A 17,864-nucleotide genomic window follows, 5' to 3' on the forward strand; every position below is an offset into this window, starting at 1 on the left:
CACTTGCTCCGATTACTGTGCCCGCTCGACGACTTCGATGACGCGCCAGGCCTTGGTTTTCGACATGGGCCGAGTCTGTTCGATCAGAACGGTATCGCCCTCGTTGCAGCTGTTGTCCGGATCGTGGGCATGCACCTTGCTGGACCGGCGAATGTACTTGCCGTAGAGCGGATGCTTGACCAGGCGCTCGAGACGCACTGTGACCGTCTTGTCCATCTTGTTACTGACAACGCGTCCGGTCAGACTGCGCTGCTTGCGATCTTCGCCACTCATGCGTTGCTTTCCTGCTTCTGGTTAAGCACAGTCTTGACCCGTGCAATGTCCTTGCGCACCCGTCGCAGCTCGTGCGGCCCACCGAGTTGTCCGGTACCATGCTGCATGCGCAGCGAGAACTGCTCCTTGCGCAACCCGATCAGGATTTCGTGGAGCTCGACGGCACTCTTCTGTCGCAGTTCACTGGCTTCCATTACATCGTCCTCGACACGAAGGCTGTCTGTACACTCAGTTTTGCGGCAGCGCGGCGAAACGCTTCACGCGCCACATCCTCGCTGACGCCCTGAATCTCGTAAATGACTCGTCCCGGCTGCACCGGAGCGACCCAGAACTCGACGTTACCCTTGCCCTTGCCCATGCGAACCTCGACCGGCTTCTTGGTCACAGGCTTGTCGGGAAAAACGCGAATCCAGAGCTTTCCGCCGCGCTTGACGTGACGTGTAATCGCCCGACGCGCCGATTCGATCTGACGCGCAGTCAGGAATCCGCGGGTCGTCGCCTGCAGGCCGAACTCACCGAAACTGACGCGGTTACCGACATGCGCCAGCCCGCGATTGCGGCCTTTCTGCTGCTTTCTGAACTTGGTTCGCTTGGGCTGCAGCATGGATCAATTCTCCTTGCGGGCACCGCCACCGGACGGCGCCTGTTCCGATTGTTTCTCGGCATACAGATCGAATACCTCGCCCTTGTATACCCAGACCTTGATACCGATAACACCGTATGTCGTGGCTGCTTCGGCAACGCCGTAATCGACATCAGCGCGCAGCGTATGCAGCGGGACACGGCCTTCGCGGTACCATTCCGTACGGGCAATATCAGCACCGTTGAGACGGCCTGCAACCTGCACCTTGATGCCGAGCGCGCCCAGTCGCATCGCATTGCCGACCGCCCGCTTCATGGCGCGGCGAAACATGACGCGTCGCTCCAGCTGTTGCGCAATACTGTCAGCAACCAGCTTGGCGTCGAGCTCCGGCTTGCGGATCTCGTTGACGCGGATATGCGTTGGAACACCCATGATCTGGCTGACCTTGGCCCGCAGCCGTTCGATATCCTCGCCCTTCTTGCCGATCACGATGCCCGGACGGGCGGTATGAATCGTGATCTCGGCCGATTTGGCCGGACGTTCGATCTCGATTCGACTGACCGCGGCGTGAGCCAGCGTTTTGTTCAGGAACTCGCGTGCCTTGAGATCGGTATTGAGGTACTCGGCAAAGTCATCCGCTTCCGCGTACCACTTCGCGCTCCAGTCCCTGGCAATTCCCAGACGAATTCCGGTTGGATGGACTTTCTGACCCATGATTAATCCTCTGCCACGACAATCGTGATGTGACTGGTTCGCTTGAGAATGCGCGAGAAACGACCCTTGGCGCGCGGCATGCCTCGCTTGAAGGTCGGGCCTTCATCGACATAGATCGTGCGCACCTTCAGCTCATCGACATCAGCGCCACTGTTGTGCTCGGCATTGGCAATGGCCGACATCAGTACCTTGCGCACGATATGTGCGGCCTTCTTGTTGCTGAACGTCAGCACTTCCTCGGCCCGCTCGACCGGCAGCCCGCGAATCTGATCAGCCACCAACCGCGCCTTCTGCGGCGAAATCCGTGCTCCCTTGAGCCTCGCTGTCGTTTCCATCACGGTATCAACCTTTCGTTACTTGGTTCGGCGGTCACCACTGTGACCCTTGAACGTCCGTGTCGGCGCAAATTCACCGAGCTTGTGACCAACCATATTCTCGTTGATCAGTATCGGCACATGCTGCCGGCCGTTATGCACGGCAATGGTCAGACCGACCATATCCGGCAGAATCATCGAGCGACGCGACCAGGTCTTGATCGGGCGTCGGCTGTTGGCTTCGATGGCCGCCTGCACCTTGGCGTGCAGATGATGATCGACAAACGGCCCTTTCTTGATCGAACGTGGCATGACTGATGTCCTGTTACTTGCGCTTGCGTGGACGCGAAATGTACTTGCTGGTGCGCTTGTTGACCCGGGTGCGCTTGCCCTTGGTCGGCTGCCCCCAAGGCGTAACCGGGTGCCGGCCGCCGGAGGTCCGGCCTTCACCACCACCGTGTGGATGGTCAACCGGGTTCATGGCGACGCCACGCACGGTCGGCCGCACGCCACGCCAGCGCTTCGCGCCGGCCTTGCCCAGCTTTTCCAGGTTGTGCTCAACGTTGGCAACCTGGCCAATCGTGGCCCGGCAGCGGCAGTGGATCTTGCGCATCTCGCCCGAGCGCAGCAGCACGGTTGCGTACTGGCCTTCACGCGCCACCAGCTGCACCGACGCACCGGCGCTACGGGCAAGCTGGCCGCCCTTGCCGGGCTTGAGTTCCACATTGTGGATCTGTGTGCCGACCGGTATCGAACGCAGCGACATCGCGTTGCCCGGCTTGATCGGCGCCTCGGAACCGCTGAGGATCTCATCACCCGCGCGCACATGACGTGGCGCAAGAATGTAGCGACGCTCACCGTCCAGATACTTGATCAGCGCAATATGCGCGCTGCGGTTCGGATCGTACTCGATGCGTTCGACCGTGCCGCGCACGCCGTCCTTGCAGCGCTTGAAATCAATCTGGCGATAGTGGTGCTTGTGCGCGCCACCCCGATGTCGCGTGGTGATGCGTCCGGCGTTGTTACGTCCGCCCGTCGAGCCCTGCGCAGTGACTAGCGGCGCATGCGGCTTGCCCTTCCACAGATAGTCGTGCTTGATCTGCACGCGCCCGCGGCGGCCCGGTGATGTCGGTTTTGCCTTGACGATTGCCATGATTCTGATTCCCGGCTTGTTCCGTTAGTCCGTCTGCACTTCTTCGATTGTCTGGCCGCTCTTGACCCGCACATAGGCCTTCTTCCAGCCCTGCTGTCGACCCGGCATCATGCGAAAGCTCTTGCGCTTTCCCTTGACATTGATTACACGCACCAGCTCGACATCCACCTCGAACAGCTTTTCAACGGCAGACTTGATTTCGGACTTGGTTGCATCCGAGCGCACTTCGAACACGTACTGGTTCGAATCAGCCTGCAACCGCGCCGTCTTTTCCGACACGTGCGGCAGTCGGATGACCTGGTAGATGCGTTCGCTGTTCATGCCAGCCACTCCTGAATCCTCTTGATTGCGCCGGCGGTCATCAGCACCTGATCGGCAGCCACCAGGCTGACCGGATTGAGCCCATCGACCGACAGCACCTGAACGGCGGGCAGATTACGACTACCCAGGTAAAGGTTGGTATCCAGCTCAACGTCGACGATCAAGCCGCGCTCGAACCCGAGCTTGGCGAGCTGCTCAACAACCGCCCGGGTCTTCGGCTCGTCGATGCTCAAGGTCTCGACGACCAGCAGACGGTCCTGGCGCACAAGCTCGGACAGAATGGAGCGAATGGCAGCCCGATACTGCTTGCGGTTGACCTTCTGGCCATGATCACGCGGCTGGGCTGCAAAGGTCACGCCGCCACTGCGCCACAACGGGCTGCGGATCGTACCGGCGCGGGCATTGCCCGTGCCCTTCTGGCGCCACGGCTTGCGCCCGCCGCCAGAGACCGCCGAGCGGTTTTTCTGAGCGCGCGTTCCCGAGCGGCCACCCGCCAGATAGGCGGTGACGACCTGGTGGACGAGCGGCTCTGAGAAGACCCGCCCGAACACGGCCTCGGAGACCTCGATCTTGCTGCCGCCGGTTACTGCGAGTTCCATGACGTTCTCCTTTAGGCCTTGATCGACGGACGAATCATGACGTGACCACCCTTGGCACCGGGCACGGCACCCCGAATCAGCAGCAGGTTGCGCTCGCTGTCGACCTTGACGACCCGCAGGTTCAGAGTGGTCTGACGCTCGTCACCCATGTGGCCGGCCATCTTCTTGCCCTTGAACACGCGGCCCGGGGTCTGGCACTGGCCGATGGAGCCCGGCGCACGATGCGACAGGGAGTTGCCGTGGGTGGCGTCCTGCATGCGGAAATTGTGCCGCTTGACCACGCCGGCAAAGCCCTTGCCCTTGGTGGTGCCGGTCACGTCGACCTTCTGGCCGGCCTCGAAGCGCTCGACGGTCAGCTCGGCGCCGATTTCCAGCCCCTCGCCTTCGTCGCCTTCGACGCGGAATTCCCACAGGCCCTCGCCGGCCTCGACACCCGCCTTCGCGAAGTGCCCGGCCAGGGGGCGGGAGACCAAAGACGTACGCCGGTTGCCGCAGGTCACCTGGATCGCGGCATAGCCGTCATTTTCTGCGTCCCGAATCTGGGTGATCCGGTTCGGGCTGACCTCGATCACCGTCACGGGAACGGAATTACCGTCCTCTGTGAAGATGCGGGTCATGCCTCGTTTGCGTCCTACCAATCCGATTGCCATTGCTCTTCTCGCTATCAATACAGCTTGATCTGCACATCAACGCCCGCAGCCAGATCCAGCTTCATCAGGGCATCAACCGTCTTGTCGTTGGGATCGACAATATCCAGCAACCGCTTGTGAGTGCGAATTTCATACTGATCACGCGCATCCTTGTTGACATGCGGCGAAATGAGCACGGTATAGCGCTCCTTGCGCGTGGGCAGCGGGATGGGCCCGCGAACCTGGGCGCCCGTACGCTTGGCGGTATCCACGATTTCCTGCGTCGATCGGTCGATCAGACGGTGATCGAAACCCTTCAAACGAATACGGATTTTCTGTTCGGCCATTGCCGTACGCCTTCAGTCTGTTAAAGATCAAAATCTGTTCACCCGCCTTTCGGCAGGCACGTTGCGATCCCGAGAGATCGTCGGCCCCGGTGGGGCCTCTCGCGGTTTACGCTTTCCGGTTTCCGGTTTACGGTTCGCTTCGAGCCGGTCCCGTAAACCGTTTACCGTGCTCCGTAAACCGCTTATTCGATAATCTTCGCCACGACGCCGGCACCCACGGTCCGGCCGCCTTCGCGAATCGCAAAGCGCAGACCTTCCTCCATGGCAATCGGCGCAATCAGCTCGACCGTCATCTGGATGTTGTCACCCGGCATCACCATCTCCACGCCTTCGGGCAGCTCCACCGAACCGGTCACGTCCGTCGTCCGGAAATAAAACTGCGGGCGGTAACCCTTGAAAAACGGCGTGTGACGGCCGCCTTCGTCCTTGCTCAGCACGTAAACTTCCGCCTCGAACTTGGTGTGCGGCGTGATCGAGCCCGGCTTGGCCAGAACCTGACCTCGCTCAACCTCGTCGCGCTTCGTGCCCCTGAGCAAAACACCCACGTTGTCGCCCGCCTGACCCTGGTCAAGCAGCTTGCGAAACATCTCAACACCCGTGCACGTCGTCTTCGACGTGTCCCGGATGCCCACAATCTCGATCTCGTCGCCTACCTTGACAATGCCGCGCTCGATTCGACCCGTCACCACCGTGCCACGACCCGAAATCGAGAAAACGTCCTCGATCGGCATCAGAAATTCCTTGTCCAGATCACGCTCAGGCTCGGGTACATACTCGTCAAGCGCATCAACCAGCTTCAGAATCGACGGCACACCAATGTCCGACTCGTCGCCTTCCAGCGCCTTGAGCGCCGAGCCGGTCACGATCGGGGTGTCATCGCCCGGAAAATCATAGTCGCTGAGCAGCTCGCGAACTTCCATCTCCACCAGCTCGAGCAGCTCGGCGTCGTCAACCATGTCAGCCTTGTTCAAATACACCAGAATGCACGGCACACCCACCTGGCGGGCCAGCAAAATGTGCTCGCGCGTCTGCGGCATCGGACCGTCAGCCGCACTCACCACCAGAATCGCACCGTCCATCTGCGCCGCGCCCGTGATCATGTTCTTCACGTAGTCAGCGTGACCCGGACAATCCACGTGGGCATAGTGACGGTTGTCCGACTCGTATTCGACGTGCGCCGAGGCAATCGTGATCCCGCGCTCGCGCTCTTCGGGCGCGTTGTCAATCTGGTCGTAGGCGCGAAACTCGCCGCCGCGCGCTTCCGCGCACACCTTCGTCAACGCCGCCGTCAGCGTCGTCTTGCCGTGGTCCACATGACCAATCGTGCCAACGTTCACGTGCGGCTTGGTGCGTTCAAACTTTGCCTTGGACATATCTGCTCTTCCTCTTCGTGTTCTTTCAGGCTCAGGCGCTCTTCTTCATCACTTGATCGGCTACGCTGTTGGGCGCTTCCTCGTACTGGAGAAACTCCATCACGTAGGTGGCACGGCCCTGCGTCATCGAACGAAGATCAGTGGCATAGCCAAACATCTCGGCCAGCGGCACGTTGGCACGGATGATCTTTCCGGCAGGCGCATCTTCCATGCCCTGCACCATGCCGCGGCGGCGGTTAAGATCGCCCATGACGTCGCCCATGTAATCTTCAGGCGTGACCACCTCGACTTTCATGATCGGCTCAAGCAGCACCGGCCTGGCCTTGAGGGCACCATCCTTGAACGCCATCGAGCCGGCGATCTTGAACGCCATTTCGCTCGAATCGACTTCGTGGTAGGAGCCGTCAAACAGCGTCGCCCTGATGTCAACCATCGGATAACCCGCGAGCACGCCGCTTTGCATGGCCTCCTCGATACCCTTGCCGACCGAGCTGATGTAATCCTTGGGCACCACGCCACCGACAATCTGGTCGACGAACTCGTAGCCGCCACCCTCGCCGTTGGGCTCCAGCCGGATCTTGACGTGCCCGTACTGGCCGCGACCGCCGGACTGGCGCACGAACTTGCCTTCGGCCTCGACTGCCTGCCGGATGGTTTCGCGATAGGCGACCTGCGGCTTGCCGACATTGGCCTCGACCTTGAATTCACGCTTGAGTCGGTCAACGATGATATCCAGGTGCAGCTCACCCATGCCCCGAATGATCGTCTGCCCCGACTCCTGGTCGGTATGCACGCGGAACGATGGATCTTCCTGGGCCAGCTTGCCCAGGGCAATACCCATCTTTTCCTGATCTGCCTTGCTCTTGGGCTCGACCGCCACGGCAATCACCGGCTCCGGGAACTCCATTCGCTCCAGCGTGATGACATCGGACGGGTCACACAGGGTGTCTCCGGTGGTCACATCCTTCAGCCCCACAGCCGCGGCAATATCACCGGCCAGCACTTCCTTGATTTCCTCACGCGTGTTGGAGTGCATCTGAAGCAGACGCCCAACACGCTCCTTCTTGCCCTTGACCGGGTTGAAAACCGTATCTCCGGCCTTGACCACACCGGAATAGACACGGAAGAAGGTCAGCGATCCGACGTAGGGATCCGTGGCGATCTTGAACGCCAGCGCAGCAAAAGGCGCATTGTCCTCGGCCGGGCGCGTTTCTTCCTCATCATTTTCGCTGAGGCCGCGAATCGCCTTGACTTCGGTCGGCGACGGCATGTACTGGACGACAGCGTCAAGCAGCGCCTGCACGCCCTTGTTCTTGAACGCGGTACCGCACAGCACCGGCACGATCTCGTTGGCCAGGGTCTGCTGGCGCAGACCGCTGATGATCTCTTCCTCATTGAGCTCGCCGCCTTCGAGATACTTCTCCATGAGCGCCTCGGATGCCTCGGCCGCCGATTCGACCATGAACTCACGCGCCGCGGCAGCTTCGTCCGCGAGCTCAGCCGGGATATCGCGGGCCTCATAGGTCGTGCCCATGTTCTCCGAATCCCAGTAAATCGCGCGCATCCTGACCAGGTCAATGACGCCCTCGAAATGTTCTTCGGCACCGATCGGCAGCTGTATCGGCACCGGACGGCCGCCGAGGCGCTTCTTGATCTGTTCGACCACGCGCTGGAAGTTGGCGCCGGTCCGGTCCATCTTGTTGACAAACGCCATGCGCGGCACTTCGTACTTGCTTGCCTGCCGCCAAACCGTCTCGGACTGCGGCTCGACGCCGCCAACCGCACAGAAAACCGCAACCGCGCCGTCGAGCACGCGCAGCGACCGCTCGACCTCGATTGTGAAGTCAACGTGGCCCGGCGTATCGATGATGTTGATACGGTACTCCGGCCAGTTCTGGTCCATACCCTTCCAGAAACAGGTGGTCGCCGCCGACGTAATGGTGATGCCCCGCTCCTGCTCCTGCTCCATCCAGTCCATCACGGCGTTACCGTCATGGACCTCGCCAAGTTTGTGCGAAACGCCGGTATAGAACAGAATGCGCTCGGTCGTCGTGGTCTTGCCGGCATCGATGTGGGCCATGATGCCGATATTCCGATAGCGCTCGATGGATACTTTGCGTGACACGTCTGAAAACCTCGATAACTTGTGCTTACCAGCGGTAATGGGCAAAGGCCTTGTTGGCCTCGGCCATCCGATGGGTGTCTTCCCGCTTCTTGACCGCCGCACCACGCTCTTCCATCGCGTCGAGCAACTCGCCGGCCAGACGCCGCGGCATGGTGTTCTCGCCCCGCTTGCGGGCCGCGTCGATGACCCAGCGCATGGCCAGCGCCTGCTGGCGCTTGGGACGCACCTCGACCGGCACCTGGTAGGTCGCACCACCGACGCGTCGCGACTTGACCTCGACGGCCGGACTGACGTGATCCAGCGCCTGCTCGATGGCATTGAGCGGCTCACCATGCCCGCGGCCCTCGATCTCCTCGATGGCCCCGTAGACGATGCGCTCGGCCACGGACTTCTTGCCGTCCTTCATCACCATGTTGATGAAACGGGTGATCATTTCGCTGCCGAACTTCGGGTCCGGCATGATGTCACGTTCAAAATTGGAGTGCTTGCGGGACATGGTTCAATCCGTCAGTTCTTGGGACGCTTGGCGCCGTACTTGGAGCGACCCTGGCGGCGATCACTGACCCCAGCCGTGTCGAGACTCCCGCGCACCGTGTGATAGCGAACGCCGGGCAGATCCTTGACCCGGCCGCCGCGAATCAGCACCACCGAGTGCTCCTGAAGGTTGTGGCCTTCACCCCCGATGTAGCTGGTCACTTCGTAACCGTTGGTCAATCGCACACGCGCCACCTTGCGCAAGGCCGAGTTCGGCTTTTTTGGCGTGGTGGTGTAGACGCGGGTACAAACGCCGCGCTTCTGGGGCGAAGCCTCCAGTGCCGGCACGTTCGATTTGTATTCCTTGGGCCGCCTTGGCTTGCGGACCAGCTGATTGATCGTCGCCATAACCTGTTCGGGGTCTGAAGAAAACAAACGACAGGCCGCAAAACCGGCCTGCCGAAGAACGGGAATTCTAAAGAGTTGCAGCAGGCATGTCAAGCACTGCCGACTCGGCGCCCGGACCGGGCCGGCCGGAGACTATTCGTCCCCGGCCGACTCCTCCACCCTGGCCTCTTCGGCCTCTGACGCTCTGAGCAGGGCGGCCAGTTCGGCGTCGGCTTCCTCGTGGCGATGCTCCTTGCGACGCTGGGCCGTGACCCGGCCGGTGCCGGCCGGAATCAGGCGCCCGACGATGACGTTTTCCTTGAGCCCGCGCAGGTGGTCGACGGTCCCGCGCACGGCAGCATCGGTCAATACCCGCGTGGTCTCCTGGAAAGAGGCCGCTGAAATGAACGATTCGGTCGCCAGCGAGGCCTTGGTAATGCCCAGCAGCACCGTCTGCCAGGTTGGCCGGACGGCACCGGATTGCTCGAGGCGTTCGGCCTCCTCGAGCGCCCGCGTACCCTCGACCTGCTCGCCGCGCAGGAAGTTGCTGTCGCCTGCATCGACGATCTCGACCTTCCGCAGCATCTGGCGAATGACCACCTCGATGTGCTTGTCGTTGATCTTCACGCCCTGCAGGCGATAGACATCCTGGATCTCCTGGACCAGGTAGTCGGCCAGCCGCTCGACGCCGAGCAGCCGCAGGATGTCGTGGGGATTGGGTTCGCCGTCGACAACCGTCTCGCCCTTGGCCACGTGCTCACCTTCGAACACCAGCACCTGACGCCACTTGGGAATCAGCTCCTCATGGGTCTCGCCCTGCTCGTCGGTGATGACCAGCCGCTGCTTACCCTTGGTTTCCTTGCCGAAGCTGACCACGCCCGAGGCCTCGGCCAGAATGGCGCCCTCCTTGGGCTTGCGGGCTTCGAACAGGTCTGCCACACGCGGCAAACCACCGGTGATATCACGCGTCTTGGACGATTCCTGCGGGATGCGGGCGATGATATCCCCCACCTTGACAATCTGCCCATCGGCACAGTTGATCACGGCTCCGGCCGGCAGATAGTACTGCGCCGGCTGCTCGGTACCGGGAATGTTGAGCAGCTTGCCCTTGGAATCGAGCAGCCGGATCATCGGACGAAGGTCCTTGCCTTCCGAACCGCGTTTCTTCGGGTCCGTGACCACCATGCTGCTCAGGCCGGTGACCTCGTCAACCTCCTCGGTAACGGTCACGCCGGCGATGAAGTCATGGAAACTCGCGGTACCGGCAAGCTCGGCGACCACGGGATGGGTATGCGGATCCCAGTTGGCCACGTTCTGACCCACCTCAACCTGGTCGCCCTCCTTGACGCTGACCACGGCGCCGTAAGGAATCTTGTAGCGCTCGCGCTCGCGGCCGTGGGAGTCGATGACAGACAGCTCGCCGGAGCGGGAGACCGCCACCAGCTTGCCTTCAGCATTCTCGACCGACTTGAGGTTGTACAAACGCACCGAACCCGACGACTTGACCTCGATGTGATCGATTGCCACCGATCGGGAGGCCGCCCCGCCGATATGGAAAGTCCGCATGGTCAGCTGCGTGCCCGGCTCTCCGATCGACTGGGCGGCAATCACGCCGACCGCCTCACCCTGGTTGACCAGCGAGCCGCGGGCCAGATCGCGACCGTAGCAGGCCGCACAGACACCGTGGCGCGTTTCACAGGTAATTGGCGAACGCACCAGTACCCGGTCGATGCTATTTTCCTCGAGCTTCTCGACCCAGGCCTCGTCAAGCAGCGTGCCCCTTGGGCACAGCACCTCGTCGGCATCGGGCCGATAGATATCCTGCCCCACGAGGCGCCCGAGAATGCGCTCGCTGAGTGGCTCGACGATATCTCCGCCCTCGACGATCGGCAGCATTTCCAGCCCCTGGTCGGTGCCGCAGTCCTCCTCGATAACCACAAGATCCTGAGCCACATCGACCAGGCGGCGCGTCAGGTAACCGGAATTGGCAGTCTTGAGCGCGGTGTCGGCCAGGCCCTTGCGCGCACCGTGCGTGGAGATGAAGTACTGCAGCACGTTGAGGCCTTCGCGGAAGTTGGCCGTGATCGGCGTCTCGATGATTGAGCCGTCGGGCTTGGCCATCAGGCCACGCATGCCGGCAAGCTGGCGAATCTGCGCCGCGGAGCCACGGGCCCCGGAGTCGGCCATAATGAAGATCGAGTTCATCGAATCTTCCTCGACCTCATTGCCTTCGCTGTCCACCCGGATGCGCTTGCCAATGCGCTTCATCATCGCGCGGGCCACTTCCTCATTGGTGCGTGACCAGATATCAACCACCTTGTTGTAGCGCTCACCGGAGGTCACCACACCCGACGCATACTGATCCTGTATGTCGAGAACTTCCTTTTCAGCCCGCTCCAGGATCGCCTTTTTCTCAGGTGGAACCTGGAGATCATCAAGGCCGATCGACACACCGGCGCGGGTCGAATAGCCAAATCCGGTGTACATCAGCTGGTCGGCAAACACGACTGTCTTCTTCAGTCCAAGTTTGCGATAGCACTCGTCAATCAGCCGCGAAACCTGCCTTTTCTTGAGCACCTGGTTGACCAGCTCAAACGGCAGACCATCGGGCAGAATCTCGCGCAGCAGCGCACGCCCGACCGTGGTCTCGAATCGGCTGTAAGACTCGATCGCGTTACCGGCGTCATCGAACTCAACCTGGCGCACGCGCACGGTGACGGCGGCCTGCAGCGCGACCTTGTGGTTGGAGTAGGCCCGATTGACCTCGGCAACGCTTGAGAAGGACATCCCCTCTCCTTTCGCACCGGCAATCTGGCGGGTCATGTAGTAGAGTCCAAGCACGACGTCCTGGGTAGGCACGATGATCGGCTCACCATTGGCCGGCGACAGGATATTGTTGGAGCTCATCATCAGCGCGCGCGCCTCGAGCTGTGCCTCCAGGCTCAGCGGCACGTGCACGGCCATCTGGTCGCCGTCAAAGTCGGCATTGAAGGCCGTGCACACCAGCGGGTGCAGCTGGATGGCCTTGCCTTCGATCAGCACCGGCTCGAAGGCCTGAATACCGAGACGGTGCAGGGTCGGGGCACGGTTGAGCAGCACCGGGTGCTCGCGGATGACCTCCTCGAGAATATCCCAGACCTCGCCCTCCTCGCGTTCGACCAGCTTCTTGGCCGCCTTGATGGTCATGGCCAGCCCACGGCGCTGCAGCTTCGAAAAGATGAATGGCTTGAACAGTTCCAGCGCCATTTTCTTGGGCAGGCCGCACTCGTGCAGCTTGAGCGTCGGGCCAACGACAATAACCGAGCGCCCCGAGTAGTCGACCCGCTTGCCCAGCAGGTTCTGACGGAATCGACCCTGCTTGCCCTTGATCATGTCGGCCAGAGACTTTAGCGGGCGCTTGTTGGTGCCGGTAATCGCCCGGCCGCGACGACCGTTGTCGAGCAACGCATCGACCGATTCCTGCAGCATGCGCTTTTCGTTGCGCACGATGATGTCGGGCGCGTTGAGTTCGAGCAGGCGCTTCAGGCGGTTGTTGCGATTGATTACGCGGCGGTAGAGATCATTGAGATCAGAGGTCGCAAAACGCCCTCCGTCAAGCGGCACCAGCGGCCTGAGATCCGGCGGCAGCACCGGCAACACCGTCATGATCATGTACTCGGGCCGGTTGCCCGAGTCGATGAACGCCTCCATCAGCTTGATACGTTTGGACAGGCGCTTGATCTTGGTCTCCGAGTTGGTTGCAGCGATTTCCTCGCGCAGCTTGGCCAGCTCGCTGGCCAGATCGATGTTCTTGAGTAGCTCGTAGACTGCCTCGGCACCCATCCGAGCGTCGAACTCGTCACCGTATTCCTGCATCGCGTCGAGGTATTCCTCGTCGGTCAGCAACTGGCCGCGCTCCAGCGCGGTCATGCCCGGGTCAAGCACCAGGTAGGACTCGAAATAGAGAATGCGCTCGATGTCACGCAGCGTCATGTCGAGCATCAACCCGATCCGGCTGGGCAACGACTTCAGAAACCAGATATGGGCAACCGGCGAGGCCAGATCGATATGACCCATGCGCTCTCGCCTGACCTTGGTCAATGTGACCTCGGTACCGCACTTTTCGCACTTCACGCCGCGATGCTTCATGCGCTTGTACTTGCCGCACAGGCATTCGTAGTCCTTTACCGGGCCGAAAATGGCAGCGCAGAACAGACCTTCGCGCTCGGGCTTGAAGGTCCGATAGTTGATGGTCTCCGGCTTGCGGACCTCGCCGTAGGACCACGAGCGGATCAGCTCCGGCGGAGCCAACCCGATGCGAATGGCGTCAAAGTTACTGATCTGGTTCTGACGCTTATACAGATTGAAAAGGTCGCGCACTTGCTGCCTCCTCTGAGAAATCAGGATGATTCTTCGAGTTCGATATTGATGCCCAGCGAACGGATTTCCTTCACCAGCACGTTGAAGGACTCCGGCATACCTGCGGTCATCTGATAATTGCCGTCGACAATGGACTTGTACATCTGGTTTCGGCCCTGCACATCATCGGACTTGACGGTCAGCATTTCCTGCAGCGTGTAGGCAGCACCGTATGCTTCCAGTGCCCAAACCTCCATTTCACCGAAGCGCTGACCTCCGAACTGAGCCTTGCCGCCCAGCGGCTGCTGCGTGACCAGGCTATACGGCCCGGTTGAGCGCGCATGCATCTTGTCGTCGACCAGATGGTTGAGCTTGAGCATGTACATATAGCCCACCGTGACCGGCCGATCGAAAGCGTCGCCGCTACGGCCGTCATACAGGGTGGTCTGACCGGTTTCCGGCAGATCGGCCATTGCCAGCAGCTTCTTGATCTCCTCTTCGGCAGCGCCGTCAAACACCGGCGTAGCCATCGGAACTCCGCCCGTGAGGTTATCGGCCATCTCCAAGACCTCGTCATCGGAGAACTGCTTCATGTCGACCCGGCCAGCCTGGTCGGAGTTGTAGATCTCGCCCAGGAACTGCCTGACCTTGGCCGCCTTCTCGTTGGCCTCGAGCATCGCCTGGATCTTCTTGCCCAGACCGCGCGCAGCCCAACCCAGATGTGTTTCCAGCACCTGTCCGATGTTCATGCGCGAGGGCACGCCGAGCGGATTGAGCACAATATCGACCGGCGTTCCGTCTTCCATGAACGGCATGTCCTCGGTCGGCACGATGGTCGAGATCACGCCCTTGTTGCCGTGACGGCCTGCCATCTTGTCACCGGGCTGCATGCGGCGTTTAACCGCCAGATAGACCTTGACCATCTTGAGCACGGCCGGTGCCAGCTCGTCGCCCCGCGTGATCTTGTCCTTCTTTTCATCGAAACGCTTTTCGAATGCCTTGCGCTGGGCCTCGATCTGGCGCGCCGCGCGCTCCAGCATGTCCTGGGCTTCGTCATTGCGCATGCGCAACTTGAACCAGTCATCACGCTTGAGCTCGTCCAGGTAAGCCTGGGTGATCTTGGCACCCTTCTTGAGCCCGGCAGGCCCCTTGTCGGCAACCTTGCCCACCAGCACCAACTGCAGGCGCGCGAATATGGCGTCCTCCATGATCCGCAGCTGATCATCAAGGTCCTTGCGCACGCGCCGGATCTCGTCCTTTTCGATCGAGATGGCGCGGGCGTCCTTGTCAACCCCTTCACGGGTAAAGACCTGCACATCAATGACAGTACCATCCATACCGGTCGGCACTCGCAGCGAGGTGTCCTTTACGTCGGAAGCCTTTTCACCGAAGATCGCCCGGAGCAGTTTCTCTTCCGGCGTCAGCTGCGCCTCGCCCTTCGGCGTGACCTTTCCAACCAGAATGTCACCGGCCTTGACCTCGGCCCCGATGTAGACAATGCCCGACTCGTCAAGCTTGGCCAGCGTTGATTCACCAACGTTGGGAATGTCACCGGTAATTTCTTCCGATCCGAGCTTGGTATCACGCGCCACGCAGGTCAGCTCCTCGATGTGAATCGAGGTAAAGCGGTCCTCCTGGACGACCCGTTCGGAAATCAGGATCGAGTCCTCGAAGTTGTAACCGTTCCAGGGCATGAATGCGCACAGCATGTTCTGCCCCAGCGCCAGCTCACCCAGGTCTGTTGACGGGCCATCAGCCAGAACATCCTTCTTTGCGACCCGATCGCCGACCTTGACCAGCGGGCGCTGATTCATGCAGGTGTTCTGGTTGGAACGCTGGTACTTCACCAGATTGTAGATATCAACGCCGGGATCGTTGTCCCCGACTTCTTCTTCATTGGCACGGACCACGATGCGGCCCGCATCAACCTGGTCGACCACGCCACCGCGCAACGCAACGGTTGTCACACCCGAATCGGTCGCGACCACGCGCTCCATTCCGGTCCCCACCAGTGGCTTGTCGACCCGCAGCGTCGGAACCGCCTGACGCTGCATATTGGAGCCCATCAGCGCGCGGTTGGCATCGTCGTGCTCAAGGAACGGAACGAGCGCCGCCGCCACCGAAGTGATCTGGCGCGGTGAAACGTCCATGTAGTCGACTTCGTCGGAGCGTTTGAGCGTGAACTCACCCTGATAGCGGCACGGGATCAGCTCGTCTTTGAACTTGCGGTTGTTGTCCAGATCGGCATTGGCCTGGGCGATCACGTAGTCGCCCTCCTCGATTGCCGAAAGATATTCAACCTGGTCGGTGACCTTGGCGCCCTCAACCTTGCGGTAGGCGGTCTCAAGAAAACCGTACTGGTTGGTGCGGGCATAGCAGGCCAGCGAATTGATCAGGCCGATGTTCGGGCCTTCCGGCGTCTCGATCGGACACAGCCGACCGTAATGGGTCGGATGGACGTCGCGCACCTCGAATCCGGCCCGCTCACGGGTCAGGCCACCCGGGCCCAGGGCCGAAACACGACGCTTGTGCGTCACCTCCGACAGCGGATTGTTCTGGTCCATGAACTGCGACAGCTGCGAGGAGCCGAAGAACTCCTTGATGGCTGCAGCAACCGGTTTGGCATTGATCAGGTCCTGCGGTGCGGAGCCTTCGCTCTCGACCGTGGTCAGTCGCTCGCGCACAACCCGCTCGACGCGCACCAGCCCGATCCTGAAGCTGTTCTCGGCCATCTCGCCAACCGAGCGCACACGCCGGTTGCCCAGATGATCAATGTCGTCAACCGATCCGTTACCGTTGCGGATATCGATCAGTACGCGAATCACGTCGAGGATATCGTCGCGGTCAAGCACGCCCGGCCCCTCGATCTCCTTGCGGCCAACACGACGGTTGAACTTCATCCGGCCCACCGCGGACAAGTCATAACGGTCAGGCGAGAAAAACAGATTCTTGAACAGATTCTGGGCAGCTTCCTTGGTTGGCGGCTCGCCCGGACGCATCATCTTGTAGATCTCCCACAGCGCTTCCAGCTCATTGCTTGTGGGATCGATCCGCAGGGTGTTGGAGACATAGGGTCCCTGATCAAGGTCATTGACGTAGAGTACGTCAAAGCGCTTGATGCCGGCCTCGCGCATCGCTGCGAGGACCTCTTCGGTAATCTCGTCGTTTGCCCGAGCGACAAGCTCGCCTGATTCCGTGTCGACGACGTCATGGGCCAGGATCTTCTCAATGAGATAATCATCAGGCACGTCGAGCGTCTTGACCTTGGCCTGCTCGATGAGCTTGACGTGGCGGGCCGTGATTCGCCGGTCCTTTTCGACAATCACGTTACCGTCGCCATCGGCGATGTCGAACAGCGCATTTTCACCCCGCAGGCGCTGAGGCACGAGGTTGATCTTCGCATCCGACTTGCGCAGGGTCACCTTCGTCTTTTCGAAGAAGTAGTCAAGCATTTCTTCTTCGCTCATGCCGAGCGCGCGCAGCAGGATGGTCACCGGCAGTTTGCGCCGCCGATCGATTCGCGTGAAGATGCAATCCTTCGGGTCGAACTCGAAGTCCAGCCACGAGCCGCGATAGGGAATGACGCGCGCCGAATACAGAAGCTTGCCCGAGGAATGGGTCTTGCCCTTGTCGTGGTCATAGAACACCCCCGGCGAGCGGTGCATCTGATTGACGATGACCCGCTCGGTGCCGTTGATGATGAACGTGCCGTTATCGGTCATCAGCGGCAGATCGCCCATGTAGACGTCCTGCTCCTTGACTTCCTTGACCCGCTTGTTTCTTGCGGGACTCTCCTTGTCGTAGATGATCAGCCGAACCTTGGCACGCAGGGGAGCGCTGTAGCTCATGCCACGCAGCTTGCACTCGGTCACGTCGAATTCCGGCTCACCGAGCTCGTAATTGACGTACTCCAGGGCCGCGTTGCCCGAATAGCTGGAAATCGGAAAAACGGAGTTGAGCGCCCCGTGCAAACCGACTTCCCGGCGTTCGTCAACCGGCACTTCAAGCTGAAGAAACTGCTTGTAGGATTCGATCTGGGTTGCCAGCAGGAACGGCACCTCGAGCACCTGCGGGTGCTTGCCGAAGTCCTTTCGAATGCGCTTCTTTTCCGTGAAGGAGTAGCTCATGAGCTTCAATCCCACCTGATGTTGCGTCTGCCGGGACTTGGTTTACAATGCTGCCGTGGCACCCGACTCACGCCTGGGCAGCGATATGCGGAGCTGTCACAAACAGC

At 60.8% G+C, this 17,864-nt stretch carries 17 protein-coding genes; all 17 read right to left on the bottom strand.

Features of this window, described 5'->3' with window-relative positions:
• Positions 1-12: 12 nt before the first annotated feature.
• Positions 13-273 carry a 30S ribosomal protein S17 gene (rpsQ, locus tag HND55_11615; protein QKK03243.1) on the bottom strand — a complete coding sequence of 87 codons (261 nt, stop codon included), beginning with the start codon at positions 271-273 and terminating at the stop codon, positions 13-15.
• Positions 270-467, bottom strand: coding sequence for a 50S ribosomal protein L29 (gene rpmC / locus HND55_11620; GenBank protein QKK03244.1), 198 nt, complete (start codon positions 465-467; stop codon positions 270-272). The genes rpsQ and rpmC overlap by 4 nt, the downstream gene beginning before the upstream one ends.
• Complete coding sequence (gene rplP, locus HND55_11625; GenBank protein QKK03245.1) at positions 467-877, bottom strand: 50S ribosomal protein L16; 411 nt, start codon at positions 875-877, stop codon at positions 467-469. The genes rpmC and rplP overlap by 1 nt, the downstream gene beginning before the upstream one ends.
• Before the next feature lie 3 nt (positions 878-880).
• Entirely contained in the window at positions 881-1,570 is a 690-nt protein-coding gene (rpsC, locus tag HND55_11630; GenBank protein ID QKK03246.1) for a 30S ribosomal protein S3, read from the bottom strand.
• Positions 1,571-1,572: 2 nt separating this feature from the next.
• A complete protein-coding gene (rplV, locus tag HND55_11635; protein ID QKK03247.1) occupies positions 1,573-1,905 on the bottom strand; it encodes a 50S ribosomal protein L22 in 333 nt (110 codons plus the stop codon).
• Positions 1,906-1,923: 18 nt separating this feature from the next.
• A complete protein-coding gene (gene rpsS, locus HND55_11640; GenBank protein ID QKK03248.1) occupies positions 1,924-2,196 on the bottom strand; it encodes a 30S ribosomal protein S19 in 273 nt (90 codons plus the stop codon).
• 13 nt (positions 2,197-2,209) lie between these two features.
• Positions 2,210-3,037 carry a 50S ribosomal protein L2 gene (gene rplB / locus HND55_11645; protein ID QKK03249.1) on the bottom strand — a complete coding sequence of 276 codons (828 nt, stop codon included), beginning with the start codon at positions 3,035-3,037 and terminating at the stop codon, positions 2,210-2,212.
• 24 nt (positions 3,038-3,061) lie between these two features.
• Positions 3,062-3,358 carry a 50S ribosomal protein L23 gene (gene rplW / locus HND55_11650; protein QKK03250.1) on the bottom strand — a complete coding sequence of 99 codons (297 nt, stop codon included), beginning with the start codon at positions 3,356-3,358 and terminating at the stop codon, positions 3,062-3,064.
• Positions 3,355-3,957, bottom strand: coding sequence for a 50S ribosomal protein L4 (rplD, locus tag HND55_11655; protein ID QKK03251.1), 603 nt, complete (start codon positions 3,955-3,957; stop codon positions 3,355-3,357). The genes rplW and rplD overlap by 4 nt, the downstream gene beginning before the upstream one ends.
• Before the next feature lie 11 nt (positions 3,958-3,968).
• Positions 3,969-4,607, bottom strand: a complete 639-nt coding sequence (rplC, locus tag HND55_11660; GenBank protein QKK03252.1) for a 50S ribosomal protein L3 — start codon at positions 4,605-4,607, stop codon at positions 3,969-3,971.
• Between the two features lie 14 nt (positions 4,608-4,621).
• Positions 4,622-4,933, bottom strand: coding sequence for a 30S ribosomal protein S10 (gene rpsJ / locus HND55_11665; protein ID QKK03253.1), 312 nt, complete (start codon positions 4,931-4,933; stop codon positions 4,622-4,624).
• A gap of 182 nt (positions 4,934-5,115) precedes the next feature.
• Positions 5,116-6,306, bottom strand: a complete 1,191-nt coding sequence (tuf, locus tag HND55_11670) for an elongation factor Tu (protein ID QKK03254.1) — start codon at positions 6,304-6,306, stop codon at positions 5,116-5,118.
• Between the two features lie 31 nt (positions 6,307-6,337).
• Positions 6,338-8,431 (bottom strand): elongation factor G, encoded by a 2,094-nt coding sequence (gene fusA / locus HND55_11675; GenBank protein QKK03255.1) that lies wholly within the window; start codon positions 8,429-8,431, stop codon positions 6,338-6,340.
• A gap of 25 nt (positions 8,432-8,456) precedes the next feature.
• The gene (gene rpsG, locus HND55_11680; protein QKK03256.1) at positions 8,457-8,927 is read right to left on the bottom strand and encodes a 30S ribosomal protein S7; all 471 of its coding nucleotides are present in this window, start codon (positions 8,925-8,927) and stop codon (positions 8,457-8,459) included.
• A gap of 11 nt (positions 8,928-8,938) precedes the next feature.
• Positions 8,939-9,313 carry a 30S ribosomal protein S12 gene (gene rpsL, locus HND55_11685; protein QKK03257.1) on the bottom strand — a complete coding sequence of 125 codons (375 nt, stop codon included), beginning with the start codon at positions 9,311-9,313 and terminating at the stop codon, positions 8,939-8,941.
• 132 nt (positions 9,314-9,445) lie between these two features.
• Entirely contained in the window at positions 9,446-13,651 is a 4,206-nt protein-coding gene (rpoC, locus tag HND55_11690) for a DNA-directed RNA polymerase subunit beta' (GenBank protein ID QKK03258.1), read from the bottom strand.
• Between the two features lie 20 nt (positions 13,652-13,671).
• On the bottom strand, positions 13,672-17,757 hold the full coding sequence (gene rpoB, locus HND55_11695) for a DNA-directed RNA polymerase subunit beta (protein QKK03259.1): 4,086 nt from the start codon (positions 17,755-17,757) through the stop codon (positions 13,672-13,674).
• Positions 17,758-17,864 lie beyond the last annotated feature (107 nt).

The organism is Pseudomonadota bacterium (assembly GCA_013285445.1).
Classification (GTDB): Bacteria; Pseudomonadota; Gammaproteobacteria; order Xanthomonadales; family Wenzhouxiangellaceae; genus Wenzhouxiangella.

Coding starts and splice junctions, on each gene's coding strand:
- rpsG (QKK03256.1), bottom strand. CDS start 8,927: ATGTCCCGCAAGCACTCCAATTTTGAACGTGACATCATGCCGGACCCG.
- rpsS (QKK03248.1), bottom strand. CDS start 2,196: ATGCCACGTTCGATCAAGAAAGGGCCGTTTGTCGATCATCATCTGCAC.
- rplD (QKK03251.1), bottom strand. CDS start 3,957: ATGGAACTCGCAGTAACCGGCGGCAGCAAGATCGAGGTCTCCGAGGCC.
- rplB (QKK03249.1), bottom strand. CDS start 3,037: ATGGCAATCGTCAAGGCAAAACCGACATCACCGGGCCGCCGCGGGCGC.
- rplW (QKK03250.1), bottom strand. CDS start 3,358: ATGAACAGCGAACGCATCTACCAGGTCATCCGACTGCCGCACGTGTCG.
- rpoB (QKK03259.1), bottom strand. CDS start 17,757: ATGAGCTACTCCTTCACGGAAAAGAAGCGCATTCGAAAGGACTTCGGC.
- rpsQ (QKK03243.1), bottom strand. CDS start 273: ATGAGTGGCGAAGATCGCAAGCAGCGCAGTCTGACCGGACGCGTTGTC.
- rpsC (QKK03246.1), bottom strand. CDS start 1,570: ATGGGTCAGAAAGTCCATCCAACCGGAATTCGTCTGGGAATTGCCAGG.
- rplC (QKK03252.1), bottom strand. CDS start 4,607: ATGGCAATCGGATTGGTAGGACGCAAACGAGGCATGACCCGCATCTTC.
- rplV (QKK03247.1), bottom strand. CDS start 1,905: ATGGAAACGACAGCGAGGCTCAAGGGAGCACGGATTTCGCCGCAGAAG.
- rpsL (QKK03257.1), bottom strand. CDS start 9,313: ATGGCGACGATCAATCAGCTGGTCCGCAAGCCAAGGCGGCCCAAGGAA.
- tuf (QKK03254.1), bottom strand. CDS start 6,306: ATGTCCAAGGCAAAGTTTGAACGCACCAAGCCGCACGTGAACGTTGGC.
- rpmC (QKK03244.1), bottom strand. CDS start 467: ATGGAAGCCAGTGAACTGCGACAGAAGAGTGCCGTCGAGCTCCACGAA.
- rplP (QKK03245.1), bottom strand. CDS start 877: ATGCTGCAGCCCAAGCGAACCAAGTTCAGAAAGCAGCAGAAAGGCCGC.
- rpsJ (QKK03253.1), bottom strand. CDS start 4,933: ATGGCCGAACAGAAAATCCGTATTCGTTTGAAGGGTTTCGATCACCGT.